The organism is Bradyrhizobium retamae, from assembly GCF_001440415.1.
Classification (GTDB): domain Bacteria; phylum Pseudomonadota; class Alphaproteobacteria; order Rhizobiales; family Xanthobacteraceae; genus Bradyrhizobium; species Bradyrhizobium retamae.
The window spans coordinates 110,908-136,117 of record NZ_LLYA01000024.1 but is presented as its reverse complement, the minus strand read 5'-3'; the positions used below and the strand labels follow the sequence as shown (position 1 = coordinate 136,117).

The 25,210-nt window shown below is 63.7% G+C and carries 27 protein-coding genes and 1 tRNA gene; 16 read left to right on the top strand and 12 right to left on the bottom strand.

Annotated elements, in window-relative coordinates; genetic code table 11:
* Window positions 1-15 precede the first annotated feature (15 nt).
* The gene (locus CQ13_RS05775) at window positions 16-1,083 is read right to left on the bottom strand and encodes an acyl-CoA dehydrogenase family protein (protein WP_057842030.1); all 1,068 of its coding nucleotides are present in this window, start codon (window positions 1,081-1,083) and stop codon (window positions 16-18) included.
* A 280-nt stretch (window positions 1,084-1,363) separates the two neighbouring features.
* Here CQ13_RS05775 and CQ13_RS05770 point away from each other — a divergent pair, with 280 nt between their 5' ends.
* Window positions 1,364-2,146: an SDR family NAD(P)-dependent oxidoreductase gene (locus CQ13_RS05770; RefSeq protein ID WP_057842098.1), complete on the top strand. Its 783-nt coding sequence runs from the start codon at window positions 1,364-1,366 to the stop codon at window positions 2,144-2,146.
* A 146-nt stretch (window positions 2,147-2,292) separates the two neighbouring features.
* On the opposite strand, the gene CQ13_RS05765 is transcribed toward CQ13_RS05770, so the two are convergent.
* Window positions 2,293-2,571 (bottom strand): GlsB/YeaQ/YmgE family stress response membrane protein, encoded by a 279-nt coding sequence (locus CQ13_RS05765; RefSeq protein ID WP_057842029.1) that lies wholly within the window; start codon window positions 2,569-2,571, stop codon window positions 2,293-2,295.
* 71 nt (window positions 2,572-2,642) lie between these two features.
* On the bottom strand, window positions 2,643-3,218 hold the full coding sequence (locus CQ13_RS05760; protein WP_057842028.1) for a YidB family protein: 576 nt from the start codon (window positions 3,216-3,218) through the stop codon (window positions 2,643-2,645).
* A 137-nt stretch (window positions 3,219-3,355) separates the two neighbouring features.
* Here CQ13_RS05760 and CQ13_RS05755 point away from each other — a divergent pair, with 137 nt between their 5' ends.
* On the top strand, window positions 3,356-4,363 hold the full coding sequence (locus CQ13_RS05755; RefSeq protein ID WP_057842027.1) for a 2-dehydropantoate 2-reductase: 1,008 nt from the start codon (window positions 3,356-3,358) through the stop codon (window positions 4,361-4,363).
* A gap of 59 nt (window positions 4,364-4,422) precedes the next feature.
* The gene (locus CQ13_RS05750) at window positions 4,423-4,623 is read left to right on the top strand and encodes a hypothetical protein (protein WP_057842026.1); all 201 of its coding nucleotides are present in this window, start codon (window positions 4,423-4,425) and stop codon (window positions 4,621-4,623) included.
* A gap of 162 nt (window positions 4,624-4,785) precedes the next feature.
* Here the strand turns inward: CQ13_RS05750 and CQ13_RS05745 are convergent, their stop codons facing one another.
* Both CQ13_RS05745 and CQ13_RS05740 read right to left on the bottom strand, forming a co-directional pair.
* The gene (locus tag CQ13_RS05745) at window positions 4,786-5,469 is read right to left on the bottom strand and encodes a hypothetical protein (protein ID WP_057842097.1); all 684 of its coding nucleotides are present in this window, start codon (window positions 5,467-5,469) and stop codon (window positions 4,786-4,788) included.
* A 213-nt stretch (window positions 5,470-5,682) separates the two neighbouring features.
* The gene (locus tag CQ13_RS05740) at window positions 5,683-6,639 is read right to left on the bottom strand and encodes a helix-turn-helix domain-containing protein (protein ID WP_057842025.1); all 957 of its coding nucleotides are present in this window, start codon (window positions 6,637-6,639) and stop codon (window positions 5,683-5,685) included.
* Window positions 6,640-6,918: 279 nt separating this feature from the next.
* On the opposite strand from CQ13_RS05740, the gene CQ13_RS05735 reads away from it, so the two are divergent.
* From CQ13_RS05735 to CQ13_RS05725, 3 genes are all read left to right on the top strand, one after another.
* Entirely contained in the window at window positions 6,919-7,557 is a 639-nt protein-coding gene (locus CQ13_RS05735) for an RraA family protein (RefSeq protein WP_057842024.1), read from the top strand.
* Window positions 7,558-7,586: 29 nt separating this feature from the next.
* Window positions 7,587-7,955 carry a cupin domain-containing protein gene (locus tag CQ13_RS05730; RefSeq protein ID WP_057842096.1) on the top strand — a complete coding sequence of 123 codons (369 nt, stop codon included), beginning with the start codon at window positions 7,587-7,589 and terminating at the stop codon, window positions 7,953-7,955.
* Window positions 7,956-8,109: 154 nt separating this feature from the next.
* Window positions 8,110-9,069 (top strand): Bug family tripartite tricarboxylate transporter substrate binding protein, encoded by a 960-nt coding sequence (locus tag CQ13_RS05725; protein WP_057842023.1) that lies wholly within the window; start codon window positions 8,110-8,112, stop codon window positions 9,067-9,069.
* Between the two features lie 101 nt (window positions 9,070-9,170).
* Here the strand turns inward: CQ13_RS05725 and CQ13_RS05720 are convergent, their stop codons facing one another.
* On the bottom strand, window positions 9,171-9,686 hold the full coding sequence (locus CQ13_RS05720; protein ID WP_197427251.1) for a PRC-barrel domain-containing protein: 516 nt from the start codon (window positions 9,684-9,686) through the stop codon (window positions 9,171-9,173).
* Between the two features lie 401 nt (window positions 9,687-10,087).
* Here CQ13_RS05720 and CQ13_RS05715 point away from each other — a divergent pair.
* Window positions 10,088-10,164, top strand: a tRNA-Arg gene (locus tag CQ13_RS05715).
* A gap of 31 nt (window positions 10,165-10,195) precedes the next feature.
* Here CQ13_RS05715 and CQ13_RS05710 read toward each other — a convergent pair.
* A complete protein-coding gene (locus tag CQ13_RS05710; protein ID WP_057842022.1) occupies window positions 10,196-11,158 on the bottom strand; it encodes an alpha/beta hydrolase in 963 nt (320 codons plus the stop codon).
* A gap of 227 nt (window positions 11,159-11,385) precedes the next feature.
* Between CQ13_RS05710 and CQ13_RS05705 the strand changes: the two genes are divergently transcribed.
* Window positions 11,386-11,628: a hypothetical protein gene (locus tag CQ13_RS05705; RefSeq protein WP_057842021.1), complete on the top strand. Its 243-nt coding sequence runs from the start codon at window positions 11,386-11,388 to the stop codon at window positions 11,626-11,628.
* 102 nt (window positions 11,629-11,730) lie between these two features.
* Here CQ13_RS05705 and CQ13_RS05700 read toward each other — a convergent pair whose 3' ends face one another.
* Window positions 11,731-13,578, bottom strand: a complete 1,848-nt coding sequence (locus CQ13_RS05700; protein ID WP_057842020.1) for a di-heme-cytochrome C peroxidase — start codon at window positions 13,576-13,578, stop codon at window positions 11,731-11,733.
* Window positions 13,579-13,819: 241 nt separating this feature from the next.
* On the opposite strand from CQ13_RS05700, the gene CQ13_RS05695 reads away from it, so the two are divergent.
* Together CQ13_RS05695 and CQ13_RS05690 are read left to right on the top strand one after the other, a co-directional pair.
* Window positions 13,820-14,503 carry an alpha/beta hydrolase family protein gene (locus CQ13_RS05695; RefSeq protein ID WP_057842019.1) on the top strand — a complete coding sequence of 228 codons (684 nt, stop codon included), beginning with the start codon at window positions 13,820-13,822 and terminating at the stop codon, window positions 14,501-14,503.
* 77 nt (window positions 14,504-14,580) lie between these two features.
* Window positions 14,581-15,315: an aspartate/glutamate racemase family protein gene (locus tag CQ13_RS05690; RefSeq protein WP_057842018.1), complete on the top strand. Its 735-nt coding sequence runs from the start codon at window positions 14,581-14,583 to the stop codon at window positions 15,313-15,315.
* A 95-nt stretch (window positions 15,316-15,410) separates the two neighbouring features.
* Here the strand turns inward: CQ13_RS05690 and CQ13_RS05685 are convergent, their stop codons facing one another.
* Both CQ13_RS05685 and CQ13_RS05680 read right to left on the bottom strand, forming a co-directional pair.
* A complete protein-coding gene (locus CQ13_RS05685; protein WP_057842017.1) occupies window positions 15,411-16,190 on the bottom strand; it encodes an SDR family oxidoreductase in 780 nt (259 codons plus the stop codon).
* Between the two features lie 23 nt (window positions 16,191-16,213).
* Complete coding sequence (locus tag CQ13_RS05680; protein ID WP_057842016.1) at window positions 16,214-17,188, bottom strand: ketopantoate reductase family protein; 975 nt, start codon at window positions 17,186-17,188, stop codon at window positions 16,214-16,216.
* A 171-nt stretch (window positions 17,189-17,359) separates the two neighbouring features.
* Between CQ13_RS05680 and CQ13_RS05675 the strand changes: the two genes are divergently transcribed.
* Both CQ13_RS05675 and CQ13_RS05670 read left to right on the top strand, forming a co-directional pair.
* On the top strand, window positions 17,360-18,157 hold the full coding sequence (locus CQ13_RS05675) for an enoyl-CoA hydratase-related protein (RefSeq protein ID WP_057842015.1): 798 nt from the start codon (window positions 17,360-17,362) through the stop codon (window positions 18,155-18,157).
* On the top strand, window positions 18,158-18,964 hold the full coding sequence (locus tag CQ13_RS05670; protein ID WP_057842014.1) for an aspartate dehydrogenase: 807 nt from the start codon (window positions 18,158-18,160) through the stop codon (window positions 18,962-18,964).
* Between the two features lie 14 nt (window positions 18,965-18,978).
* Here CQ13_RS05670 and CQ13_RS05665 read toward each other — a convergent pair whose 3' ends face one another.
* Window positions 18,979-19,863 carry a LysR family transcriptional regulator gene (locus CQ13_RS05665; protein ID WP_057842013.1) on the bottom strand — a complete coding sequence of 295 codons (885 nt, stop codon included), beginning with the start codon at window positions 19,861-19,863 and terminating at the stop codon, window positions 18,979-18,981.
* A gap of 107 nt (window positions 19,864-19,970) precedes the next feature.
* Between CQ13_RS05665 and CQ13_RS05660 the strand changes: the two genes are divergently transcribed.
* From CQ13_RS05660 to CQ13_RS05645, 4 genes are read left to right on the top strand one after another with little or no spacing between them, the layout of a single operon-like run.
* Window positions 19,971-21,335 (top strand): FAD-dependent oxidoreductase, encoded by a 1,365-nt coding sequence (locus tag CQ13_RS05660; RefSeq protein ID WP_057842012.1) that lies wholly within the window; start codon window positions 19,971-19,973, stop codon window positions 21,333-21,335.
* A 20-nt stretch (window positions 21,336-21,355) separates the two neighbouring features.
* On the top strand, window positions 21,356-22,360 hold the full coding sequence (locus tag CQ13_RS05655; protein ID WP_057842011.1) for an ABC transporter substrate-binding protein: 1,005 nt from the start codon (window positions 21,356-21,358) through the stop codon (window positions 22,358-22,360).
* Window positions 22,361-22,402: 42 nt separating this feature from the next.
* Entirely contained in the window at window positions 22,403-23,176 is a 774-nt protein-coding gene (locus CQ13_RS05650) for an ABC transporter ATP-binding protein (RefSeq protein ID WP_057842010.1), read from the top strand.
* Complete coding sequence (locus CQ13_RS05645) at window positions 23,169-23,996, top strand: ABC transporter permease (RefSeq protein WP_057842009.1); 828 nt, start codon at window positions 23,169-23,171, stop codon at window positions 23,994-23,996. Before CQ13_RS05650 ends, CQ13_RS05645 begins: the two co-directional genes overlap by 8 nt.
* 131 nt (window positions 23,997-24,127) lie before the next feature.
* Here CQ13_RS05645 and gtdA read toward each other — a convergent pair whose 3' ends face one another.
* The gene (gene gtdA, locus CQ13_RS05640; RefSeq protein WP_057842008.1) at window positions 24,128-25,168 is read right to left on the bottom strand and encodes a gentisate 1,2-dioxygenase; all 1,041 of its coding nucleotides are present in this window, start codon (window positions 25,166-25,168) and stop codon (window positions 24,128-24,130) included.
* Window positions 25,169-25,210 lie beyond the last annotated feature (42 nt).

Genomic DNA, 25,210 nt, shown 5'->3' with positions numbered 1-25,210 from the left:
CAAATCGAGATGATCTCAGCGCGAGGCTACGAGCGGCCACAACTCATCGGCGCCTCTTTGCGCCACGAGCTTGCCGAGCTCGACCGCCCAAAAACTCTCGGAGCCGAAATCGTCGCGCCAGGCCAGCGCGCGCAGCGAGTAGCGGTGCAGGATGTGCTCGATGGTAAAGCCGATCGCGCCGTGCACCTGATGGGCGATGCCGCCGCCTTTTTCCGCCGCCTCCGAGCAGCGGATTTTCGCCGCCACCGCCTCGAGAAACACCTCGTCGTTGAAGGAGGTCGCGTTGGCAATGGCGTCCGCGGCCGAGGTGGCCGCGGCAAGTGCGGCCGCCGACTCGCCGGCGAGCCGCGCCAGATTGTGCTGCACCGCCTGGAATTTCGAGATCTTCTTCTCGAAGGCGACGCGCTCGTTGGAATAGCGCACGGAGATTTCCAGCATCGATTCCAGCGCGCCGGCGATCTGCAGGGATCGGGCGACGCCGCCCATCAGCATCAGCCGGGCCTGGTCGAAACCCGTTGGCGCCGGCTTGATCGTGACCGGCTGCACCTTGTCCAGCGTCACGACATCAGAAGGATCGCCGCCGAGATTGAGGCCGGTCTCGATCCGGCACTTGCCGGCATCGACCAACGCGACGGAGAAATCACCCTTCGCATCGCTGGCGAGCACCGCGAAGTGTTTTGCAACCTTGGCAAACGGCACGCCGCGCGCCCTGCCCGACAGGCTGCCATCGGCATTGACGGTAATCCGGTCTTTCGGGCTCGCGGGTACTACCGTCATCTCGCCGCCAGGCGAAGTGATCTTTGCCTGCGCCAACAGCCAGCCCGCCAGCATGGTTTCGGCCAGCGGCACCGCGACGGCAAAGCGGCCGGCCGCGCTCAGCACGCTAAAGCCTTCCGCGAGAGAGGCGCCCGAGCCGCCGCAATCCTCCGGCACCCAAGACAGCGGCAGGCCGGCATCCGTCAGCGCCTGCCAGAGCGGGGCTTTCCACTCGCCCTTCTTGTCGCGATTGATGGTTTGGGCGTCGGCGAGATCGGCGAAGATTTTCTCCGCGGTCTCGGCAACGATGTTCTCACTCTCCGCCACAGCGTTCCCCGATTTGAGATTGGCATGCCAATCCCAACTGACATGGCCGGGTCGGCTGCGGTCTTTTCTTGCGCTTTATGATGGGCAAAAGCCATAGCCGTGACAAGCGCTGTCCGCAGGGCCGCATGAGGCGGCGGCATGAAGATAATCAGGCAAAAGAATAATTCCGCACAGTGGAACGTCAGCGGATTTGCACGCACATTGCGGCACGATATGGTAAGCCCGCGAGCTACGAACGGGCGGTCAAAACTTTAATTCAAGAACAACAAAGGGAATGCGGATGTCGAAGGATGGTTTGTGCGCGATTGTCACCGGTTCTGCGTCCGGCTTGGGAGCGGCGACCGCGGCCATTCTGGCAAACGGCGGCGCGCGCATCGTCGTCAACTATTCCAACAGCAAGGCGGAAGCCGAAGCGACCGCCGATCTTTGCCGCAGCGCCGGCGCCGAAATCGTGGTGGTGCAGGGCGACGTGTCGCGCGATGAAGACTGCAGGAAGATCGCAGCCGCGGCCGTGCCGTGGGGACGCCTCGACGTGCTGGTCAACAATGCCGGCACCACCAAGCATGTGCCGCATCACGATCTCGACGGGCTTTCGGCCGAGGACTTTCAGCGCATCTATGCCGTCAACACGATCGGCCCGTTCCAGATGATCCGCGCGGCGCGCGCGCTGCTCGAAGCGGGCGCTAAAGCGTCCGGCCAGCCGTCCGCCGTGGTCAACGTCTCGTCGGTCGCCGGCATTTCCGGCGGCGGCTCGTCTGTCGCCTATGCCGCAAGCAAGGGCGCGCTCAACACCATGACGCAATCGCTGGCGCGCGCGCTGGCGCCGCTGATCCGCGTCAACACGGTGTGTCCCGGCTATATCGATACGCCGTGGTTCACCAAGGGCCGCGGCGAGGCCGGCGCGAAAGCGGTGCGCGATGCTGTCGTGGCGAAGGTGCCGTTGAAAGTCGCCTCCACTGCCGACGATATCGCGCAGCTCGTCTGCTTCCTCGCTTCGCCCGCGTCGAGCAACATGACCGGCGAGTTTGTGCGCATGGATGCAGGGATGCATCTGGTGTTGTGAGGCACGGAGGCTGTCATTCCGGGATGGTGCGTTAGCACCAGACCTCAGGTGCGCAATTGCGCACCGGGGAATCTCGATATCCTCAGGTGCGCAAGTGCGCACCATAGTTCGATGCTTCACATCGGCCCGGGATGACGACTACGTCGTCACCTATTCCCCGGATCCGAGATCACCCGGCTCGCCACCAGCCGGTTCCAGATGAACAGCACCACCAGCGCGCCGATGGTAGCGGTGATGAAGCCGGCGCCCTGATTGGGACTGTAGTAGCCCATCGCCTGGCCGATGAAGGTCGCCAGAAACGCCCCGGCGATGCCGAGCACTGTGGTCAGGATGAATCCGCTCGGCTTGTTCGGGCCCGGTGAAAGCAGGCGCGCGATGATGCCGGCAACGAAGCCGACGACGATGATCCAGATAATGCCGCCCATTTCCGTCCCCTTTCCAATGCGTCGATGGTGAAGCGGCACGGCGCTTTTCGAGCGCCGCGCGTCTCGCGGCGTCAGATCCGTTCCGATATCTCGTTCTCGTTCGGCAGCCGTCCGTCCGGCGTCAGATGATTGACGACGTCGGGCAGATACTGGCTGAGGCCTTGCAGCAAATCGTCGCGCGACAATCCGCTTTGCGCCGATAGCTGATCGATCTGGTCGGCGCCGAGCGCATTGGCGAGATCGCCGGGCGAGACCTGTTTGTTCGGACCGTTGCCGACCCAGGAGTCCGCCTGGTCGCCGAGCCCCTTCTGCTGCAATTGATTCAGGAGGTCGCCGAGGCCGCCGCTCAAAACGGTGCCGGCCGCGCCTCCCGCAAGAAGCCCGCCCAAGCCCCCTTTGAGCATGTCGCTGAGTCCGCCGCCCATGCCGCCGCCGGGCATGCCGGCGTTCACATTGCCCGGCGCGGGCGCCGGTTGCGGTGCCGAGCCGGTCTGGTTGCCGCTGAAATGCTTGATGCCTTTCCAGGCCAGCAGCGCCAGGATCGCCATGGTCAAGGGCGACATTCCGCCGCTCTCGGATTGTGAGCTGGGGCGGCCCGGGCCGCGCGGTCCATTCATCATGCCGTTGAGTACGTCGAGTAAACCCATGGTTGTCTCCTCCGCGTAGCCCCGCGTGAAACATAACGGTGGCATATGACGGTTACAAGGCGCGAGCGCGCGCCTGCGATAGGCACAGTCCGCGCGCTCTGCTATTCGAAGCCGGGTTGCAACGCGGTAGGTGACAAATGGTTTCGCGCCAAACGATCAGTATCGCAGGCGCCGGCAGCATCGGCTGCTTCGTCGGCGGCATGCTGGCGGCCGCCGGCCGCCGCGTGGCGATGCTGGCGCGTCCGCGTGTGATCGCCGAGATCGAAGCAGGCGGCCTGCGGCCGACGAGTTTTGAAGGGTTTGACCAGACCATCACGCACGATCGGTTCGCATTGTCGGAAAATCCTTCTATTCTTGCAGATGCCGGCGTCGTGCTGGTCACGGTCAAGAGCGCGGATACCGCTGCGATGGCCGACGTCATTGCGAAGCACGCACCGTCCGATGCCGTCGTCGTCAGCCTGCAGAACGGCGTCGGCAACGCCGCCGTGCTGCGCAACCGCCTGCCGGGGCGGCGCGTGCTCGGCGGCATGGTGCCGTTCAATGTGATCGCGCTTCGCGCAGGGCGGTTTCATCGCGCCACCTCGGGTGACATCGTCATCGAGCAGGACGAAGCGCGCACAGCGGAGAAGCTGTCGGTGCCGGGACTGACGATGCGGCCGACCGGCAACATCGACGGCGTGCAATGGGGCAAGCTGCTGCTCAATCTCAACAACGCGCTCAACGCGCTGGCCGATCTGCCGCTGCGCCGGCAGCTCGCACAACGCCCATGGCGGCAATTGTTCGCCGATCAACTCGCCGAAGCGCTCGCGGCGATCAACGCCGAAGGCATCAAGCCGGTGTCGCCGACGCCGATCCCGCCCGCCTGGATGCCGGCTTTGTTGCGCCTGCCGGACCGGGTCTTCGAAGCGTTGCTGGGGCGGACGATGAAGATCGATCCCGAGGCGCGCTCGTCGATGTGGGAAGATCTGCAGCGCGGCCGCCGCACCGAAATCGATTATCTGCAGGGCGTCATCACCGAAATCGCCGAGCGCCGCGGACTTGAGGCACCGCTGTCGCGCCGGATCGTGGAATTGATCCGGCAGGCTGAAAGCAGTGGCAAAGGCTCGCCCGGCCTGACGCCGGAGCAGATTCGCCCCCGAAATTGATTTGCCTCGGCGCCGGTCCCGCGCGAGTTTCGTTCAGGTAAGCCGATGGGAGAAGCGACTTGAAACGAACGCGCCTCGCGCTGGTGGCGGTTGCCGTCCTAATCTTCTGGGCGTCATTGCTGCCCGCTTATGCCGTGCCGCCGACCGCGACGCCGTCGCCGGGCTATGAAGCGAGGCTGCAGGAACAGCGGGCGGCGTCGCGTGCGGTCGCAACGCCGAGTGTCAAGTCGCGTCGGGTCAGGAAGCCGCGCGCCCACTGACGCTGATATCTCCACGATCCAGCGGATTGAATGGTCGAGGTCATTCCGGAGGGTGAGAGTTGCGAGCGAACCCGGAATCTCGCGCCACGATCTCGGGGTTCTTCGATGTGCAAGCCGCACATCAAAGTTCGCGCTGCGCGCGCCCCGGAATGACGCAGAGCGTTAGCTCTTCTTCTGCTTGCTCGGCTGCTGCTGCTGTGGATTGAACAGCCGCTTCAATTCGTTGATGCTCTCCGAGAGCCGCGGCCATTCACACGAGAATTGATTCTTGGCGCATTGGGCCGCCTTGATTCGTGCGGCCTGCTTGACCGGGCTCGCCACTGGTATCGGCACTCTCTCGGTTTCGACCGGCGAAGGGGCCTGCTCCGTGCGCAGGGAGACCTGTTGTATTCCCTGTGCGGGCGGCGGCTCGGGCTGGTGCTGCTTGGCCGCCGCCGCGGCGGCGATGTGGTTGCGCCGCTCGCGCTCGAGATAGGCAGTATATTGCTCGTCGATCCTTTTCTGCTCTTCCGGCGTCGGGTTGGGACCCGCGATGTCGAACGTCCGGTCCTGCATGAAGTCGTAATAGGTGTAGCCGCCGCCGGGCTTGCGGCGGCCAGCGAATTTCGCGTTGCATTCAGCGAGTTTCGCCGTCTTTTCTTCTTTGGTCGTCGCCTTCTCGGCCACATCGGCGCAGGATTCGAAATCGAACGGTGCGCTACGCCACCACTGCGCATCTGAAGCCACCGGCGCGAGCACGAACAGCCCTCCGATTGCGGCAAAAACCAATGACGATGCACGTGAGGCGATCACGGACGATTTGCTCCGGTCGAAATTCCTGGGAACTTTGATTGAGCCGATTGTCATCATTTTGGCAGCGCTGTCACGCCGAAATTGCCCGATGTTCCCGCTGGCGTTGTGACGTTACCCGGTTCATGTGACCGATGGAACACAGTGCCAGGCCGTTACAAAACTTGAAGAAATTCGAGAGCAGGGCAAGTTCCCGCAGAGGACACTGTAGTGATTCTAAGTGTACCATCTGAGGGGCGAGCAGATAAGCACGCCACATTGTGGCAAGAATCAGTCAGCGCCCCTCGCGCGAGCCAGCGTGCGCGACGCCGTTTCATGGAACACTGCGCGATAGAGTCTTGCGAATTCGCCCATGTGATGGAAGCCGTTGGCTCGGGCGCACGACGTCACGGTGATCGCGTCGGATCCTTTCACGAGTTGCGCGCGCGCCGACCAAAGCTGCTTGAGGCGCAGATAGCGATGCAGGCTCATGCCGCGGACGCTTGCCACCGCCGTGCCCAGCGTCCTGACCGACACGCCGCATTGTTCGGCGAGGTCGGCGCTGTAGATCGCCGAGGCGGCATGAAAGGCGACATACTCGTCGATCATGCGAACAAGGCGGCAATAGCCCCTGCTTGCAATCTTGCCCGCCACTTCCGGTGTCCGGCCGCTGCGGAACATGTCGTCGATGGCGAGCAGCAGGCCTTCCTGGAGGGCCAGCGCCGAACGCGGCTCCTGCAACAGTTCCGGCCTGGCGGAAGCCGTCTGCAAAATACCAATCGTGACGAATCTGACCGTTGCGAGGGCCTCGGGGTCCGGCATGAACGGGCATAGCCGGTCCGGCGTATCGAACCATTCCCGATCCCGCAGGCCCGCGCCAAGGGTGATGATCGCGTGCAGCGACCCACGGGGTTCGACGAACTGCAGATCCACATTGCCGCGCATGCCGACAAAAGCCGGACGATCCACGGACATGCCGTTGACGGCTACGTCGTAGTCGTCCTCGATCTGGAAGATGACGACGCCATGCGCGGCGCGGTAGCTGACATCGACGATACGTGGAAACGAGCGGAGCACAGTGATCTGGCAGCAGGGCAACTGCACCGTCGCGCGCGCGGTATGGAAGTTCGCAAGATTCAGCGGGACGCTGCGCGCATCGGCGACGAATTCGACCGGCCGGAAGGCGTCGATGTCTGAAAACCGGATGATCGAAAGGGCCGGCGAGGGGGCAAGGTTCTTAAATAGCATTGTAAGACAACTGGGCGGCGCGAATCTTCGTAGCCAGCGTCGGCCGGTCTGGTTAACGCCGCATTAAGAAGTGTGGCCGAAGCGAAAATTTCGAAAGGACCGCGTGACGTGCGGGTCCCCCGGGGGCGCGCCGTCCCGGACCCATCCAAATCCATTATACCTGCTCAAGCGGAATGCTAATTGTTTTGCAGCAACCCAAGCCATCATGTGGCGGCTAATCTGGAGCCCTCGCGCCGGGCGGGCCGGAGCCGCAAGAGGAAGCAAGAGGAAACAGTCTCTATGACCATCACCACGGCCATGACGAGCGTGCCGAAGCCCGCGCCTGAGCTGATCGAGGCGTTCAGGAACGCGCCGACCTCGATCATCAGCGACAACCTTGCGCGGCTGCCGGGCGCCGTGGGCCTGCGGCCGTTTCATCGCGCCGGCCGGCTGGTCGGAGTTGCTTTTACAGTGCGCACGCGGCCCGGCGACAACCTTGCGATCCACCAGGCGCTTGAACTGGTCGGGCCGGGCGACGTAATCGTGGTTGATGGCGGCGGTGACGAGACGCGGGCGCTGGTCGGCGAGATCATGAAGAACATCGCCGAATACCGGGGCGCCGCGGGCTATGTGATCGACGGCGCCATCCGCGACGTCGCAGCCTTCGCTGCCTCCGACTTTCCCTGCTTTGCCCGCGCGGCGATCCACCGCGGCCCGTACAAGAGCGGGCCCGGCGAGATCAACGTGCCGGTTTCCATCGGCGGGTCGGTGATTTCTCCCGGTGACATTGTGGTGGGCGATGAGGACGGCGTGGTATCGTTCCCCACTGCTGTGGCCGCCACATTGCTCGAGGCGGTCCGCGCCCAGATCGCGCGCGAGGAAGACACGCTCACAGCGATCCGCGAAGGCCGCTACCAGGGCAGCTACGGCAAGTCCTGATGGGGCGCGACAGCACGCAGGGAGAAACGATGAGTCAGAGAGATGAATTTCACAGTTTGGACAATCCGCATGACGGCCTGCTTCGCGAACTCGCCGCCGGCGTCACTACACGCATCTTTTCCGGCGAGCACGCCATGCTGTCGGTGGTGACGCTGGCGCCGCATGCGCAGGGCACGCTGCATCATCACCCCGAAGAACAATGGGGCGTGCTGCTTGAGGGATCGGCGATCCGCGTTCAGGGCGGTGAGGAAATTCCGGTCAAAAAGGGCGATTTCTGGCGGACGCCCGGCAACGTGCCGCACACCATGCGGGCTGGACCGGAAGGTGCGCGTGTGCTTGACATCTTCAGTCCGCCGCGCCCCGAATACAAAAAGGCCGGGTCTGGCTTCGGCACCTAGAGCATGATCCGGAAAAGTGGGAACCGGTTTTCTGAAAAGATCATGCTCAAAGGAGAGGAGATCATGATGCGATTCCGCCTAATCGCATCATGATCTAAGACAAGTCTGCGAACAAAAACAAAAAAATCGCGATTGATAACGGGAGGAGGGTTCTGTGAAGATTACAAGACGCAACTTGCTTGCGGCGACAGCCGCGTTCGCGGTGACGCCGGCGCTGGCGCAGCCGGCCAAGAACATGACACTGGTAGTGCCGTTCCCGCCGGGTGGATCGACCGATGCGCTGGCGCGGCTATTGCAGTCTCATCTGCAGACGAAGCTCGGCCGCACCGTGCTGGTGGAGAACAAATCCGGCGCGGCCGGCTCGCTCGGTGCCGTGCAGGTCGCCAAGAGCGCGCCTGACGGCGCGACGTTCCTGGTGACGTTCGATTCGCACGCGGTCATCCCATCGATTCTCGAAAAGCCGGGGCTGGATGTCGAGAAGGATTTGGTGCCGGTGTTCCTGGTCGGCACGGCGCCGTATGTCGTCGCCGCGAACGCCGAGCGGCCGTACAAGACCTTTGCCGACGTGGTCGCGGCCTGCAAGACAACGCCTGGCGCGGTGAAATATGCCTCCGTCGGGATCGGCACGCTCGGCCATCTGGCTATGACAGTGCTGGCTAAGAGGGCCGGCGTCGAGATCACGCATGTGCCCTACCGCGGCGGCGGTCCGGCGATGAACGACGTGCTCGGCGGCCATGTCGATCTCATCGTGGGATCGGCGGCGCTGATCACGGCGCAACTCGGCACCAACAGGCTGCGGCCGATCCTGCAGATGGGCCGCGAGCGGATGCCCGTGCTGAAGGATACGCAGACCGCGATCGAAGCGGGCTTTCCCGATTTCGAGACGCTGGCCTGGTGGGGCGTTTTCGCGCCAAAGGGAACGCCGGAAGATGCCGTCGCCGGCATGGCGAAATCGGTGAAGGAGATTCTGAGTGAGCCGGCCGTAGCGGCGCAGTTGCGCGATACGCAGAACATGTCGCTGCTGCTTGCCGACGGCAAGGATTTCGGCGCCTTCTTCGCCAAGCAGGTGAGCATCTGGGGACAGGTGGTCCGCGAGAACAACATCAAGGCGTAGTGGCTGCGGGACACGCACCCGCGACACGGGCTCACTTCCTTATCCACTCATGAGAAAAGGCCCCACCAAGGTGGGGCCTTCATCATCAAGCGCCGGACGCCTCAGTTGTAGTCTGAATATTTGAACTGCGGCATTGCCTTGAGCTGCTCCTTGGTGCCGCTCATCATGGCGTGATCAGGCATCCAGTCGTTCGCATCGCCGCTGCGTCCGGTCGTCGTCGTGGCGCCCGTGGCCGCGCCCGTCGTGGTCTCGCGTTGCGTGCCTGTAGTGTCGCGCGTGGTCGCTCCGGGCGCCGTCGAGCTGGTGCGGACCGGCTCCTCGACGAATTTGAGCTTGTCCATGGAAACGGCGATGTCGTGCTCGCCCATGCCCAGGAAGCCGCCGACGCCGATGACTACAGCATTGACCTTGCCCTCCTTGTCGAGAATCAGCTCATTGATCTCGCCGAGCTTTTCATTGCCGTCATTATAGACGTCGAGGCCCATGAGCTTGGACGCGCGCCAGTTCCCCTTGAGCTCCATCTTTTCCTGCGAGCCGGCCGTCGCGGCGGGGGCGGCGGGCTGAGCTGTCTGTGCGGTCTGCGCATAGGCGGGAGCACTGAAGACGGCGGCGCTCAAGAGAGCCGCGGCTAAGAGTTTCTGCATTTTGTCCTCCTCGGAAGGTTGATCGATGTTCCTAGAACAGAACGCATGCGCGAACGTTCCACGGCATTCGGAGAAGTTCGGCATGACTTGGGAATGCGGCGTGGCGTCGGGTTTCGACTGTGTCACTCCCCGGCCACGTGCGAGAGGCCGAATCAGCCGTATGTTGAAAAGGTATGACCGCAAACAAGGTAACGGCGGTACGCGGGGCAGAAAAAGCCGCAACTGGAGCCGTCGGCGGACGGCTCCTTTTTGGTTTTGGATCGACGCGGGAATCCCTTTGCGGGGCCGAAAGGGGGCGGCCCGGAGGGGCTGGCGATGCCACGCCTGCTTTGCTATGAAGCGTCCCAAGCACCTGCCTTGCCATGCGGGTCCGCGGTCCCGTAGCTCAGCCGGATAGAGCGACGGTTTCCTAAACCGTAGGTCGGAAGTTCGAGTCTTCCCGGGATCGCCAGCACGCCAGGACCGGATAGCGCAACGCCTTGCTAGACGCCCGCTTCGAGCAGCGCCTTGAAATCCGCCCGCGCCCGCTGCGCTTCTCGCTTCGCGGTCTCCGACGCCTCGCCGAGGCCGAAATAGCCGTGGATCAGGCCAAGGCCGTCGCAATAGCTGATCGGCACGCCGGCGGCCTTTAGCGCATCGGCGTAGGCCTTGCCTTCGTCGCGGAGCGGATCGAACCACGCGGTGCAGACGATCGCCGGCGCCACGCCTGCAAGGTTCTTGGCGCGGAGCGGCGAGACGCGCCAGTCGGTGCCGTGCGTTTTGTCTTCGAGGTAATGGCCGCAAAACCACTCCATCGTGGCGCGGGTGAGGAAATAGCCTTCGGCGTTCTCGCTGCGCGAGGGGAAGCGGGCGTTTTCCGTCGCGTCTGCGAAACTTCCGGCAACGTCGGTGACGGGATAGACCAGCAACTGAGCTGATAGCCTGATGCCGGCGTCGCGGCAGGCGATCGCGGTGGTGGCGGCCAGATTGCCGCCCGCGCTGTCGCCGGCGATGCCGACGCGCGCGGCATCGCCGCCGAATTCGGCGATGCGGGCGATGACGTCCTGTGTGGCCGTGAAGGCATCGTCGAAGGCGCCGGGAAAGCGCACCTCGGGCGGGCGGCGGTAATCGACCGAGACGACGACAGCACCGGTCTCGATCGCGAGCCAGCGCGCCTGCCGGTCATGGGTTTCGAGATCGCCTGCAACCCAGCCGCCGCCGTGAAAGAACACGACCGTCGGCGATTTTTCGTTCGAGTTCCGGTAGGCCCGCGCGGCAAGGAATCCGGCCGCGCCTTTCACCTTGACGTCTTCCGTGCTCATCACCGGAGGCGGCGGAACTGCCGCGCGCGAGGCCGCCAATGCGCGGAGCGCATCGCGCGCGCTCTGCGGTGTCATGGTCGCGGGATCGCGCAGCGGCAGCAGCGGAATGATCTGGGCGACGACGGGATCGAGCGGCGGGATCATGCGGGGCCTCGTGCGGAACAGGACGGCAGCATAGGTAACGGGCGCGGCCGCCGCAATTGCGGCGTTTTCCAGAGCAGACCGGGGCCCGCCTCCTTCAATTGATCATGATTCCTTCAAGCCGATATGCGGGCGAATCGCGGTCCGTTTACTTCTGATTATCCCTAACCGAGCGTGCGCGGGAACGGCCGGGCGCGCCGATCATTACTCCTTCCAGAGGGAGTGGTGCGATGGATCAAATTGCCGGAATGGGTCGGGCGCTCGACGAAATGCTCGTGCAACTCGGCGGGATGGTGCTGAAACTGTCCAGCCCGGAAGTGACGCGGACCGCCGAGGAGCGGCGCGCACTGGCGTGCTCGGTCAATCAATATTCGCTGTGCGCGGCGCGCTCGGGTGATCCGCGCGTGCACCAGCTCAAGGCCGAGCTTGAGGAAACGATCAAACCGCATTTGCGGCTGGTGGCCAGCCGTTAGATTCCGACGCGGCGGGGCCGGCGCGCAGGTGGCGACGGCCGGGCGAAGCCCGGCCGCGAAGGCGCTCGAATGACTCAGCTCGGACGACTCAGCTCGGATGACTCAGAGCGTCTTGAGGTATTCGATCAGCGCCTTTCGATCCTCGGCCGACAGCGCCGGTCCGATGACGCCCTTGATCTCCTTTTCCTTGCTGAAGTCCTTCCTGAATTCGTGGCCCCTGTTCGAGTTGCCGCGAATGGATGTATCGAATTCGAATCCATTGGCGATCGGGTCGGTTTTGTAACCGAGCTTCACGGGGTCGTATTCGCGGCTGCCGAGATAGAATTTCGTCGGCCGCTTTTCCGGGTCGCCGAGCAGATCGTCGATGGTCGGCACCGAGCCGTTGTGCAGATAGGGCGGCGTCGCCCACACGCCGTTCAGCGGACGGACCTTGTAGGCCAGTTCGCCCCGCAGTTCGTTCGGCATGTAGCCATCCATCCGTTTCCGCTCCGGAACGCTCACAGGCGGCTTCTGCTGATCGTAGATGGTGTTGACGGTCTTCTCGACGAGTTCGCCGAGTGCGAACGCAAAACCGCTGCTTTTGATTCCGAGATGGTCGGGAACCGCGACCGTGCGGGCCAGCATGTCCGCCGCCTGCGCGGGATCGGTTCCGATGTGCGAAATCGGAACGTTCTCGACCTTGAGGATTGCCTCGCCCGCCTCGTTCTTGGTCCACCAGTCCTTGTTGTTGAAATCGTAGAACGCCTCGCTCGTCACCGGCGGCCGGTGACATTCCTGGCAATGGGTCTTGTAGAGTTCGGCGCCCTTGTCGGCCAGCTTCTGGTCGATCGGCGGCAGGATATCACCCGGCCATTTCGGAGATTTCAGGCCTGAGAATCCGTCCTTCGCGTTCGGCGGCTTCTTGCCCTTGATCATCTGCTCCATTTCGTCGAGCGACTTCAGGTCGACGCTCGATTTGTATAGACCCTTTGACGGTTCGGTCAGATTGAGCTCCGCCGATACGCCAAGCGCCTCGCCGGCGTTGCGCACCATCGGCTGCATGATCGAGCCGTTGTACTGCACCCAGTCGAACCACGGCGTGTTCCAGATCCGCGGAAAATGCACCGGCGCGGAGGAGCCGACATAGTTCTCCGGCTTCTTCAGGCCAATCGAAAACACCTGGTTGCCGATCCGGTTCAGCGCGTCGAGCCGTCCATATCCTTCCACGATGCTCTGGGAGGCGACACGTTCTTCCAGATTCTTGACCTGCTTGTATTGGGCAAGGACCTGGTCGAGCTGGTTCTTCAGCGTCTCGCGGTCGTCGACGGTGGAGTCCGGACCGAGGATGCGCTCGGCGAAGCGGTCGAACCGACCTGGCCAGTAGCGCGTGAGCAACAGCGAGATGCCCATGCCCTGCTTCATCGCGAACAGGTTGGTGAGCGCCGGTCCGCCGTCGATGACGACGGCGGTGTCCTTGTAGGTGAAGCTGCCGGTGTGGCAGGCCGCACAGGTCAGGCCGACGCCGGTCATGTTCTGCTTGTTGCGCGGGTTCTTCCACGGCGCACCGGTCGGGTCCAACATCGGACCGCCCTGCGCGAAGCCGATCGGGAGTGCCTTCTTGCCGGGGATGACGGTATCGGCAATGAAGCCATAGCGATCGAGATAGGCGGAATCACTGAACAGGCCGGGGGAGGTGAACAACAGCCACGGTATGGTCGGCTGCTCCAGCGCCATGAACCATTCGTAGGGAAAGCCGAAGGTCCGCGTTCCCTGATCGGCGTGATAGAACCAGCTCAGCTTTTCCTTGGCGATGCCCTGGTCGAGCCAGACGGTTTTCTTCGGTGTGGGATGCTCCACGATCTTGACGTGAAGATCCTGCCAGAGCTTGGCGACGTCGTCCTTGACGGCGGCGTAACCGATGCCGACGACCGCCAGCGCGATCACAATTTTCGCAATCCTTTTGCCCCGCATGGCCTGCCCTCATTAAAACCGCGCCGGTGGCGCGCAATATCGGTCTGTTATCAAAAAACGCCGCAAGGCGAATCACCCTCGGCGTGCGGTTGAATATGATGCCATCTTATAGTCGCGCCGTAGGTCTGTCCATGAATCCAAATCCTTGAGGGCCGCGGGATACGGTACTCGCCGGTCATTATTTGCCGGGCGTTTTCCAGTATAGAGTCGCCATCATGCAGAAAAGTGTCGGACAGATCACATGACGGCAGAAGCGGCGGAACACTTGCGACTCGACAACGGCCCCGACGAGGCCGTTTCGGGGCTATTGGTGCAGCCGCCACAGCCCCGCGCCTGTTACGTGTTTGCGCACGGGGCCGGCGCGGGCATGACACACAAGTCGATGGAGACGGTTGTCGCGGGCCTTGCCGAGCGCGGCATCGCGACGCTGCGCTATCAGTTTCCCTACATGGAAAAAGGCGGCAAGCGGCCCGATCCGCCTGCGGTTGCGCATGCAACGGTGCGAGCGGCCGTGGCGGAAGCCGGGCGACGCTTTGCCGCGCTGCCACTGATCGCGGGCGGCCGATCGTTTGGCGGGCGGATGACGTCGCAGGCGCAGGCGCTTTCGCCGTTGCCGGGTGTCTGCGGGTTGGTGTTTCTCGGCTTTCCGCTGCATCCGGCCGGCAAGCCGTCCAGCGAGCGGGCCAGGCATCTCGCCGACGTCACAGTCCCGATGCTGTTCTTACAAGGCACGCGCGACGCGCTTGCCGAATTCAGACTGCTCGAGCCGGTCGTGAAGAGCCTGGGATTGCGCGCGGCGCTGCATTTGCTTGATGGCGCCGATCATTCTTTCCATGTGCTGAAGAGTTCGGGGCGGAACGATCGCGAGGTGACAGACGAGGCGCTGGATGCGTTTGCGGCATGGGTAGACGAGGTCATCGGTTAGCCCTCCGATGTCGTCCCTGCGAACCGCAGGGACGACGGATATGGTTGCGCTCGTCGCTTTCTGAACTACGATACGTCATGACAAAAATCCTGATCGTCAACCCGAACACGACTACCTCAATGACGGAAACAATCGGCGCCGCCGCGCGCGTTGTCGCCGCAGCAGGCACCGAAATATCCGCCGTGACCTCGGCGATGGGGCCGGTCTCGATCGAAGGCTATTACGACGAGGCGTTTGCCGTGCCCGGCCTGATACAGGCGCTGATGAATGCACGGGATGCTGACGCTGGCATCATCGCCTGCTTCGACGACACCGGGCTCGATGCGGCGCGCACCGCCGCGCCCTTTCCGGTGGTCGGTATTTGCGAGGCCGCCCTGATAACGGCTGGTCAGATCGCAAAACGCATCGCGATCGTCACCACACTGCCGCGCTCGATCGTGCCGCTCGAAGAGCTGGTGCGCCGCTATGGCTTTGCGGAGAGGGTGCAGGTCACCGCCTGCGACGTCGCGGTGCTCGATCTCGAAAAGCCGGGCTCCGGCGCGGAAGCGAAGCTTGAAGCCGAGATTGCCCGCGCGCTGGAGAAGGGCGCGGAGGCGATCGTGCTCGGCTGTGCGGGCATGGCCGATCTCGCGCAAAAACTGTCGCGGAAGTTCGGCGTGCCGGTCGTCGACGGTGTGGCAGCCGCGGTGAAGCAGGCCGAGGCGCTGGCTGGTTTGAAGCTGACGACCTCGCGGCGCGGCTCCTATGCGTCGCCGGGCGTTAAAAACTACACCGGAATATTGCAGCCGTTCGCGCCGAAAGCCTCAGGCTAGAGCTTCGGTTCTGATCCAATCAGAACCGAAGCTCTAGATTCTTTATTTTGACGCGTTTTCTTTACGCGAACCGGCACCCACTTCGCTCGAAAACGCTATTGTTGCGGCCCGCCGTAGATCTTGTCGCGCAATCGGCGCATGCCGGCGAGCCAGCGGTCGCGGTTGGAGGCCTTGCGCCGGATGTATTCGGCAACCTGCGGGTGCGACAGGATAAGGAAGCGTTCTTCCGCCATCGCCTCGATCACCATGCGCGCCACCTCCGGCGGCTGCAATACGCCGTCGATCCGCGCCGCGCTGGGGCCGGGCGTCGTCATGCCCGTTTGCACCGATTGCGGGCACAGTACGGAGACGCGGATGCCGTGGTCGCCATACTGAATGGCGAGATGCTCGGCGAGCGCCACCGCAGCGTTCTTGGTCACCCCGTACGGCATCGAGTTCAGCGACGCCAGCAGACCCGCCGCGGACGCGGTGTTGAGGAGATAGCCGGAGCCGCGTGCGAGCATGCCGGGCACCAGCGCGCGGGCCGCGAACACATGGCTCATGACATGGACGCGCCAGCTCACCTCCCAGTCGGCGTCAGACGCGGTCTCCTGTCCCTTGCGCGAGAGGCCGGCGTTGGAGAAGAACACGTCGACCGGGCCATACTTGTCTTCGGCCGCCGCGATCAGTGCCTTGATGTCCTCCTCCAGTCCGACGTCGGCCGTGATCGGCAGCCCGTCGATGTCGCCCGCGACCTTGGCGAGCTTCTCGCGCGAGGTTTTGAGGTCGGCGACGACGACGCCACGCGCGCCGGCCTCCGCATAGGCGCGCGCCACCGCCTCGCCGATGCCGCTCGCGGCTCCCGTGACGACGCAGACCTTGTCTTTGACATGCATGATGCGGTTTCCACTTGCTGTTCTCAGGTCTGGTAGAGCCCCTTGTCGCGCGCCTGTCGGATCGCCAGCGCGGCCATCATGTCGAGCATCGGTGTCGAAAGTCCGGCGGCGCGGGCGAAGGCGGCGGGCGCGCGGACCAAAACGTCGATCTCCATAGCGCGCCCGAGTTCGTAATCCTGCAGGATCGACGGCTTGTGGTCGGGCGCGGGGCCGGATCGCGTCACGCGCTTGGCTTGTGGAAAGCAGCTTTGCGCCACGTTGTTGGCCTCATCCAGCAGGCGCGGCACGATGTCGGCGAGATCAGGATCGTCGCGGACGGCGCGCGCAGTCTGTCCGGTCAGCAAACACAGCACCGACATCGACATGTTGGTCAGGAGTTTGGACCAGATCGTCTCCCTGATCTGCGTGACCTCGGGCGAGTCGATCGAAGCTGCGTTCAGCGCGGCGCGCAGCTCCGCGACGCGCTCGCTGGCGCGGTCGTCGCACTCGCCGATCAGGAGCCGGTTGCGCTCGGGCGAGAGGTTAGCGACCACGCCCGGCGCGATGACTTCATTCGATGAAAACACCACGCCGCCAACGATGCGCTCTCTCGGGATTGCCGCACGCAGGCGTCCGCCAGGATCGAGGAAGGCCAGATCCGGCACCGGCGGATGGCTTGGCGAGAGCCCGATATCGTACCACCAGGGAATGCCGTTCTGCGCGAACACCACGGCGGCGTCACTGCCGAGCAGCGGCTGCAGCCCAGCGGCGAGGCTGGAGAGGCCTGTCGCTTTCAACGTGCAAATCACGACGTCCTGCCGGCCCAGCGCGGCGGGATCGCTGGATGCGCTGACCTTCGCCTTGAACTCGCCATCTCCAACCCGCAGGGTCAGCCCGTTGGCTTTCACGGCATCCAGATGCGCTCCCCGCATCACGCAGGAAACGTCATGTCCTGCCAGTGCGAGCCGCACCGCAAAATGGCTGCCGACGGCTCCCGCACCGAAAATGCAAATCCGCATGGACGGAAAATCCTGCTGAAGCGGCCTCTGAAGGGGTAGTTTCCACAAGCCGGCGACACTGCGCAACCGGCGATAAGGTTTGCATCACTGCCATGGCCAAAAGAGATGGATCAGCTTCCGCTGTCTCGGCATAGTCCTCCCACAACGAACGACGATAAAAGGGACCGCCGAATGACTGCCAATCCGGTTTTATGGAATCTCGACGCGCGCGGCGTCGCAACGGTCACCCTCAATCGCCCCGAGGTGAACAACGCCTATGATGGCGCACTGATCGGCGGCGTGCTCGCGGCGATGGACGATCTCGGCAAGAAGCAAAATCTTCGCGTCGTCGTGCTCAAGGGCAATGGCAAGCATTTCCAGGCCGGCGCCGACCTGAAATGGATCAACGGCGTGCGGCCGAAATCGGCTGACGAGAACGAGGCCGTGTCGCGCGCGACGTTCGAGGCCGTGCAGCGGTTGAATACGCTGCCAATCCCGACGGTCGCGCTGGTGCAGGGCGGCTGTTTCGGCGGCGGCACCGGCGTGATCTCGGCCTGCGACGTCGTGATCGCCGCCGACAATGCGCTGTTCTCGATCACCGAAGTGCGCTGGGGCCTGACCGCCGCAATCATCATTCCGCAACTCTGCGACGCCATCGGCGTCCGCCAGGTCCGCCGCTATGCGCTGACCGGCGAACGGTTCGGCGCGGAAGAGGCCCGCCGTATCGGGTTGGTGCATGAGGTGGTGCCGCTGGCGGAGCTGGAAATGGCAGGCGCCAAGGTGGTCGAGCAACTGCTCGCCAACGGTCCCGAAGCGCTGGCCGAAACCAAGCGGCTGGCGATGGAGAGCTCGTTCGGCGGCATGGGCGTCGACGACGAGGCCTACGCGCGGCTGGTGAAAATGCACTCGGCGCGGCGCCAGACGGCGGAGGCGTCGGAGGGGCTCGCGTCGTTTGCGGAGAAGCGGGCTGCGAGATGGGGAGCCGGGTAGATGTCCTCTAAACGCATCGCCATTGCCGGACTGGGCGAGATCGGCCGAACGGTGGCGCGCAAGCTTGCGCAGGGTATGCCGGGTCTCGTTCTCTGCGGCATCGCGACCAGGGATCAGGCGAAAGCGCAGGCCTGGCTTGAGCGCGAGAGTATTTCGTGTCCGCTGGTTTCGCTCGATGACTTGCCCGCACATGCCGACCTCGTTGTCGAATGCGCGCCGGCTGAAATTCTCGACCAGATCTGCCGGCCGATGCTAACCGCCGGCAAGCAGGTGATGGTGTTGAGCGCCAGCGCACTATTGCCGCGACCCGATCTCGCCGATCTGGCCCGGGCGCATGGCGGCCAGATCATCGTGCCGACCGGCGCCTTGATCGGCTTCGACGCGGTTTCAGCCGCCGCCGAAGGAACCATCCATTCGGTGCAGATGGTTACGCGCAAGCCGCCCCGAGGTCTCGCCGGCGCGCCTTATCTCGTCGAGAACGGGATCTCCATGGAGGGCCTGACATCCGCGCTGCGTGTCTTCAAGGGCTCGGCGCGCGATGCGGCCGCCGCCTTTCCCGCCAATGTGAACGTGGTGGCGGCCTTGTCGCTGGCCGGCATCGGGCCCGACCGCACCACGATCGAAATCTGGGCCGATCCGGCGGTGACGCGGAACTGCCACCAGATCAGGGTCGAATCCGACTCGGCCTCGTTCACGATGTCGATCGAGAACATTCCCTCGGAAAATCCGAAAACCGGCCGCATCACCGCGCTCTCGGTGATCGCGGCGTTGCGCAAGCTCACTTCGCCGCTGCAGGTCGGAACGTAAGCGCCTCCTGCGCCTTACAGCGCCGGCGAGAGCGCGCGTCTCAAATGCTGCAGCAGCGCCTGCACGGCCGCGGCATTCACCCGCCGCTCGGGAATGGCTGCCTTGACCCACAGTTCGGGAATCGCAAAATCCGGCAGCAGTGCCTGCAATGTGCCGCTCCGCAGCGCATCGTCCACGAGATAGTGCGAGATCAAGGCAATGCCGTTGCCTGCGATCGCGCTTTTCACCAGCACATGGCCTTCGTTTGAGCTCAACAGCGGGCGCACCTGGATGCTGGTTCGGCCACGCGGCCCGTCAAACGTCCATTCTGATCCGGTGGGGAGAAAGCTCAGGCAATGATGATCGACCAGTTCGCGCGGGTGCTGGGGCACGCCATGGGCTGCGAGATAGGCGGGCGAGGCGCATAGCAGCCGCTTGAGCGAGCAGAGCGGCTCGTCAACGACGCCGCCGAATGCATGCGGAAACGCGCCGATGGCGATATCAAATCCTTCCGTCACTGGATCGACCGGCCGGTCGATCAGCACGATTTCAAGCTTCAGCCGCGGATTCTGCGTCTGGAAGGCGCTGAATGCATCGGCAAGCCGGGCGATGGTAAGCGAGGTGGGGGCCTTGATGCGAAGGTGATCGACGAGGTCGCGGTCCTTCTCGCCCATGCGTGCGAGAAGATCGCTGGCGTCAGCCACCACGCCGCGCGCGCGATGCAGATAGCGCTGGCCTGCTTCAGTCAATCGCAACTGGCGGGTCGAGCGGCGGAACAGCGCGATGCCGATCTGGTCCTCGAGCTGCGTGACTCGCTTCGACACGACCGAGGTCGAAACGTTGAGCTTGCGGGCCGCGGCTGAAAAGCCGCCGGCCTCGGCGGAGGCCAAAAAGGCCTGGAGATTGGTGAGCGTATCCATCCACTTTTCACGTTTCGAGAAAGCTAATCGCGCAATTTGCCGGATTGTAGTCCGTTACGTGTCAATTCATAGTGCCGGCAACAAGAAACAGGGACGGAAGGCGACCAGTGTCGGCCAAAACGATCGAAGAACCCGCGCGCCGGGTACCAGTCTATGGCGAATATGATGTTGCCGTCCTCGGTGGCGGGCCCGCCGGCATCGCGGCCGCCGTGGCCGCTGCGCGCGCCGGTAGGCGCACGCTCCTGATCGAACGCTACGGCTTTCTCGGCGGCATGGGCACCGCCGCCGGCGTGACCAATTTTTGCGGACTGCATGCCAACGTGCATGGCGAGATGCGCCGGGTGGTGCAGGGGATTGCGTCCGACCTGCTCGCGCGGATCGACCGGCTCGATGGGCTCAACGCGCCGCATCTGATCCTCGGCAAGATTTTTGCGCAGGCCTATGACACCGCGGCCTACAAGATCGCGGCCGACGATCTATTGGCCGCCCACAAGGTCGATATCCTCTTTCACGCACTTGGCGCCGGTGTGGTGATGGATGATGAGAAGCGCATCCACGCGCTGATAGTGGAAACCAAGGCGGGGCGTCAGGCAGTGCGCGCGGGCATATTCATCGATTGCTCAGGCGACGGCGATCTCGCGGCCTGGGCGGGCACACCCTTCGAAGTCGGCGACAATGCCGGCAGCATGCTTTACCCATCGATGATGCTGCGCCTCAACGGCATCGATCCCGAAAGGGCAGGCGAGGCGTGGCGGACTATCCCGGCGCTGATGGAAAAGGCCGAAGCCGCGGGCACGCATCGTTTTCCGCGCAAGTTCGCGATCGTGCGGCCGCAGCGTTCGGCGATCGAGTGGCGGGTGAATTTTACCCAGCTCGCGCGCGAGGACGGCACGGCGGTCAGCGGCATCGATCCTGATCAGATGACACGCGGCGAGATCGAAGGCCGCCGTCAGGCCGTGCAGGCATTCGAATTCCTGCGCACCGTGCCCGGCTTCGAAAAATCCTACATCGTCGACCTGCCGCCGCAGCTCGGCATCCGCGAGACGCGCCGGGTGGTCGGCGGCTATATGCTGTCGGGCGAGGATGTGCTCGGCTGCGCCTCGTTCGAGGATTCCATCGGCGTCAATGGCTGGCCGATGGAGCAGCATGTCGCCGGCGACGTCCTCTTCAAGTTTCCGCCGATCCCGGAATCGCGCGGCTTCAACGAATTGCCGTATCGCATGCTGGTGCCTGAGGGCATAGACAATCTCCTGATGGCCGGACGCTGCGCCTCGATGACCCATGAGGGCCAGTCGGCGGCGCGGGTCTCCGGCGCTTGCTTTGCGATGGGGGAGGCAGCCGGTCTCGCCGCAGCATTGGCGCTATCAGGCAATACGATTCCGCGCGACATTGCAGTTGAAAAGTTGCAACAAACGTTGAAACAACAGGGTGCGTTCATCGGACGGGACCAGAGCTTGCCCGATGGACTATAGAAAGAGGCGGAGGAAACCGGATGATGAAGTTTGCGCGGCTCGCGCTGGCGGGCCTGTTGGCGATGGCGGCGGGCGGGGTGGCACGGGCCGATGATGCGCTCAAGGCAAAAATCGGCGTGCTGCGGCTGTCATCCTCGGCGCCGGTGTTTATCGCGCAGGACAAGGGCTATTTCCGCGACGCCGGGCTCGACATCGAGCTGAAATTCTTTGATGCGGCGCAGCCGATCGCGGTGGCGACCACCTCCGGCGACGTCGACTTCGGCATTACGGCATTTACCGCCGGGCTCTATAATCTCGCCGGCAAGGGCACGCTGAAGGTGATCGGCGGCATGAGCCGCGAGAAGGCCGGCTATCCGCTGATCGGCTATTTCGCCAGCAACAACGCCTATGCCGCGGGGTTGAAGACGCCGAAGGATCTCGCCGGCAAGCGCATTGCGGTCACTCAAGTCGGCTCCAGCTTTCACTATTCGCTGGGGCTGCTCGCCGACAAATATGGCTTTAAGCTTGCGGACGTGAAGGTGATGCCGCTGCAGTCGCTGTCCAATGCCGCCGCGGCGCTGAAGGGCGAAACCGTCGATGCGGCCCTGCTGCCGATCTCGACCGCACGGGCGCTGGTGGATTCCGGTGGCGCCAAGTTTCTCGGTTGGGTGGGCGATGAGACGCCGTGGCAGTTAGGCGCGGTGTTTGCTTCACCGAAGACGCTTGCCAACAAGGCGCTGGTGACGAAGCTTTTGGGCGCGCTGGTGCGCGCCGACCGCGAGTATCACGACGTGATCCTGGCCTCCGTGAAGGACGGCAAGGCCGAGATCAACGACAAGACAAAGCCGCTACTCGAGATCATCGCCAAGTACACCAATCTGCCGGTCGAGCAGGTGGTCGGCAATTGCGCCTATATCGATCCCGACGGCAAGCTCGACGTCAAGAACGTCGATAACCAGATCGCGTGGCTGCAGGAGCAGGGCTTTGTCGACAAGGGATTTGCCGCGGATGCGATCATCGAGAAGGAATATGTGAAGGCGGATTGAGAAGACTCGCAACGACGGGTTTGGCATCGAACTAGGACCCACATGGACCTGATCGCCGATCATATCAGTCATCGCTTCGGCGGCCTCGACGTACTCGACCGCGTGTCGTTCACCGTCGCCTCCGGCGAGGTGGTCGCGATCGTCGGGCCGTCAGGCTGCGGCAAGAGCACGTTGCTGTCGATCCTGGGCGGACTGTTGCGGCCGAGCGAGGGGCGGGCAGAGCTGCGCGGCGCGCCACCGGACAACAGTCTCAATCCGCTGACCTTCGTGTTCCAGGATTTTGCACTGCTGCCTTGGTGCACGGTGGAAGCGAATGTTGCGTTCCCGCTGGTTCATACCGCGCTCGATGCCGCCGCGCGCCAAGCCGTCGTCGATGACGCGCTGCGCCGCACCGGCCTGTCTGATTTTCGCGGCGCCTATCCGAAGCAATTGTCCGGCGGCATGCGCCAGCGCGTCGGCATCGCGCGGGCGCTTGCGGTGCGGCCTGCGATTCTTCTGATGGACGAGCCACTGTCGGCGCTGGATTCTCAGACCCGCGAATTGCTGATGGAGGACTTTGTCCGGCTGCTCGCCGATGGCGCGATGGGCGCGGTCTACGTCACGCATAATCTGGAAGAGGCGGTGCGGCTTGCCGACCGTGTGGTGGTGCTGTCGCGCCGACCCGGCCGCGTGCGCGAGGTCGTGAGCATCCCGATGACGCGTGCCGAACGCGGCGGCATCGACGCCCGCGGCAAGTTGCTGACGTTGCAGAACCAGTTGTGGTCGCTGATCCGCGAGGAGGCGATCGATGCCGAGCGTGAGGTTCAAAATGCTTGAGCGCGCACCCTCGCAGGATGCGCAGCAGGACGGGAGCGTTGCGCGGCCCGTCGCCTTCCGCGGCGCGGGTTTTATGCCGGGCGGTGGCCGCGCTTCCGGCTGGATCGCGCTGGCGCTGGCGATCGCGCTGTGGCAACTCGCCGGCAGCGCCGGCTGGGTCAATCCGCTGTTCCTGCCGGCGCCATCAGCGATCGCGGTCGCGATCTACAAACTCGCCGTCAGTGGCGCACTCTGGCAGCACGTTTCCGCTTCCGTCGTTCGCATCGGCTCAGGCTGGCTGATCGGCACGATGGCCGGCGTGATCGTCGGTTTTGCAATCGGCCTCTCGACCCTGGCGCGCGGCGTCGGCATCACCTTCATCTCCGCGCTGTTTCCGATTCCGAAGATCGCGCTGCTGCCGCTCCTGATCCTCTGGCTCGGGATCGGCGAAGAGCCGAAGATCGCGACCATTGCGTTAGGGGTGTTCTTCTCCACCGCGATTTCGGTCTATAGCGGCGTCGACGCGGTACCGCGCAACCTGATCCGAATGGCGCAGAGTTTTAACGTGCCGTTCCATGCCATCGTCATCAGAGTGATCTGGCCCGGCGCGCTGCCCTCGATCCTCGCGGGTTTCCGCATTACGGCGTCGGTCGCGCTGCTACTCGTTGTCAGCGCGGAAATGATCGGCGCGCAGTTCGGCATCGGCGCCTTCGTGCTGCAGGCCGGCAATCTGATGCAGACCGATCAGCTCCTCGCCGGCGTCGTGATCCTGTCGCTGTTCGGGCTTGCGGTGGGCAAGGCGATCAACGTGCTGGAAGCGCGGTTGTTACATTGGCGGTGAATGGTTGAGCTGCCGTCATTACGGACTTGTAGGGTGGGCAAAGGAGCGTCAGCGACGTGCCCACCATTCTTGCGGAGATGGAAGTGGTGGGCACGCTTCGCTTTGCCCACCCTACGAATTCTCGCATTACCTCACGCATTCCCGCGATCTTCGCGGAACAGGTCGATCTTCTGCTGCACCGGGCGGTCGGAGAAAGAGAACAGCACTGAATCAACATCCGCTTCGTGCGTGACCCAGTGCCAGCTCGGCACCACGAACAGATCGCGCGCGCCCCATTCGAACGTCTGGTCGCCGATCCGGGTGCGGCCCTTGCCTTCGATCGCGGCGAATACGGTGGCATCGGTCGAGCGGTAGCGCGCGGTCTTGAAACCCTTCGGCAGTAACTGGATGAAGGTGCCGATGGTCGGCATCGCGAAATCGCCCGTCTCGGGATTGGAGAATTTCAGTTTCAGCCCGTGGCAGGCGTCCCATTCGTCGCGCGCCTTGGCGCGCTCCAGCGCCTCGCGGGTGTAACTATAGGGATAGTTGAAGATCGGCGAGGTCTTGGATTTTCGCTTCTCGTCGACCGGCAGCAAATTGTGGCCGTAGCGCGCAAAGCTGTCGCCGGCGGGCTTGGAGATCTTCTGCTGGTCCTCATTTGACCCTTCGGCAAACGAAGCATCGAAGAACTGCACCATCGGGATATCGAGACCGTCGAGCCAGAACATCGGCTCATTCGTCTCGTTGGAATGATCGTGCCAGGTCATCGACGGCGTGATGATGAAATCGCCGGCCTCCATCGCCGTGCGCTCGCCATCGACGGTGGTATGGGCGCCCTTGCCTTCGAGCACGAAGCGCAAGGCCGATTGGCTATGCCGATGAGCGGGCGCGACATCGCCCGGGACCACCATCTGCACGCCGGCAAACAGCGAGGTCGTGACCTTCGACTGGCCGCGTAGCCCCGGATTTTCCAGCACCAGAACCCGCCGCTCGGCTTCCTTGGCGGTGATCAGCTTGCCGGCCTCGGTCATGTAGTAGCGGATCGAATCGAACTTCCATAAGTGAGGCCGGCAGGCGCTGCGCGGCTCCGGCGTGACGAGGTCGCCCAGCACGTTCCACAACGCGGAGAGATTGTCGCCGTCGATCTTCTTGTAGAACGCCTCGCGTTCCGGCGTCTTCTGCACGGCTTCCATGGCAAGCCTCCCGTCATTCCTTGTCGGTAGATTGACAGTATA

Coding starts and splice junctions, on each gene's coding strand:
- CQ13_RS05770 (WP_057842098.1), top strand. CDS start 1,364: ATGTCGAAGGATGGTTTGTGCGCGATTGTCACCGGTTCTGCGTCCGGC.
- CQ13_RS05765 (WP_057842029.1), bottom strand. CDS start 2,571: ATGGGCGGCATTATCTGGATCATCGTCGTCGGCTTCGTTGCCGGCATC.
- CQ13_RS05760 (WP_057842028.1), bottom strand. CDS start 3,218: ATGGGTTTACTCGACGTACTCAACGGCATGATGAATGGACCGCGCGGC.
- CQ13_RS05755 (WP_057842027.1), top strand. CDS start 3,356: ATGGTTTCGCGCCAAACGATCAGTATCGCAGGCGCCGGCAGCATCGGC.
- CQ13_RS05745 (WP_057842097.1), bottom strand. CDS start 5,469: ATGACAATCGGCTCAATCAAAGTTCCCAGGAATTTCGACCGGAGCAAA.
- CQ13_RS05740 (WP_057842025.1), bottom strand. CDS start 6,639: ATGCTATTTAAGAACCTTGCCCCCTCGCCGGCCCTTTCGATCATCCGG.
- CQ13_RS05735 (WP_057842024.1), top strand. CDS start 6,919: ATGACCATCACCACGGCCATGACGAGCGTGCCGAAGCCCGCGCCTGAG.
- CQ13_RS05730 (WP_057842096.1), top strand. CDS start 7,587: ATGAGTCAGAGAGATGAATTTCACAGTTTGGACAATCCGCATGACGGC.
- CQ13_RS05710 (WP_057842022.1), bottom strand. CDS start 11,158: ATGATCCCGCCGCTCGATCCCGTCGTCGCCCAGATCATTCCGCTGCTG.
- CQ13_RS05705 (WP_057842021.1), top strand. CDS start 11,386: ATGGATCAAATTGCCGGAATGGGTCGGGCGCTCGACGAAATGCTCGTG.
- CQ13_RS05700 (WP_057842020.1), bottom strand. CDS start 13,578: ATGCGGGGCAAAAGGATTGCGAAAATTGTGATCGCGCTGGCGGTCGTC.
- CQ13_RS05695 (WP_057842019.1), top strand. CDS start 13,820: ATGACGGCAGAAGCGGCGGAACACTTGCGACTCGACAACGGCCCCGAC.
- CQ13_RS05690 (WP_057842018.1), top strand. CDS start 14,581: ATGACAAAAATCCTGATCGTCAACCCGAACACGACTACCTCAATGACG.
- CQ13_RS05685 (WP_057842017.1), bottom strand. CDS start 16,190: ATGCATGTCAAAGACAAGGTCTGCGTCGTCACGGGAGCCGCGAGCGGC.
- CQ13_RS05680 (WP_057842016.1), bottom strand. CDS start 17,188: ATGCGGATTTGCATTTTCGGTGCGGGAGCCGTCGGCAGCCATTTTGCG.
- CQ13_RS05675 (WP_057842015.1), top strand. CDS start 17,360: ATGACTGCCAATCCGGTTTTATGGAATCTCGACGCGCGCGGCGTCGCA.
- CQ13_RS05670 (WP_057842014.1), top strand. CDS start 18,158: ATGTCCTCTAAACGCATCGCCATTGCCGGACTGGGCGAGATCGGCCGA.
- CQ13_RS05665 (WP_057842013.1), bottom strand. CDS start 19,863: ATGGATACGCTCACCAATCTCCAGGCCTTTTTGGCCTCCGCCGAGGCC.
- CQ13_RS05655 (WP_057842011.1), top strand. CDS start 21,356: ATGATGAAGTTTGCGCGGCTCGCGCTGGCGGGCCTGTTGGCGATGGCG.
- CQ13_RS05650 (WP_057842010.1), top strand. CDS start 22,403: ATGGACCTGATCGCCGATCATATCAGTCATCGCTTCGGCGGCCTCGAC.
- CQ13_RS05645 (WP_057842009.1), top strand. CDS start 23,169: ATGCTTGAGCGCGCACCCTCGCAGGATGCGCAGCAGGACGGGAGCGTT.
- gtdA (WP_057842008.1), bottom strand. CDS start 25,168: ATGGAAGCCGTGCAGAAGACGCCGGAACGCGAGGCGTTCTACAAGAAG.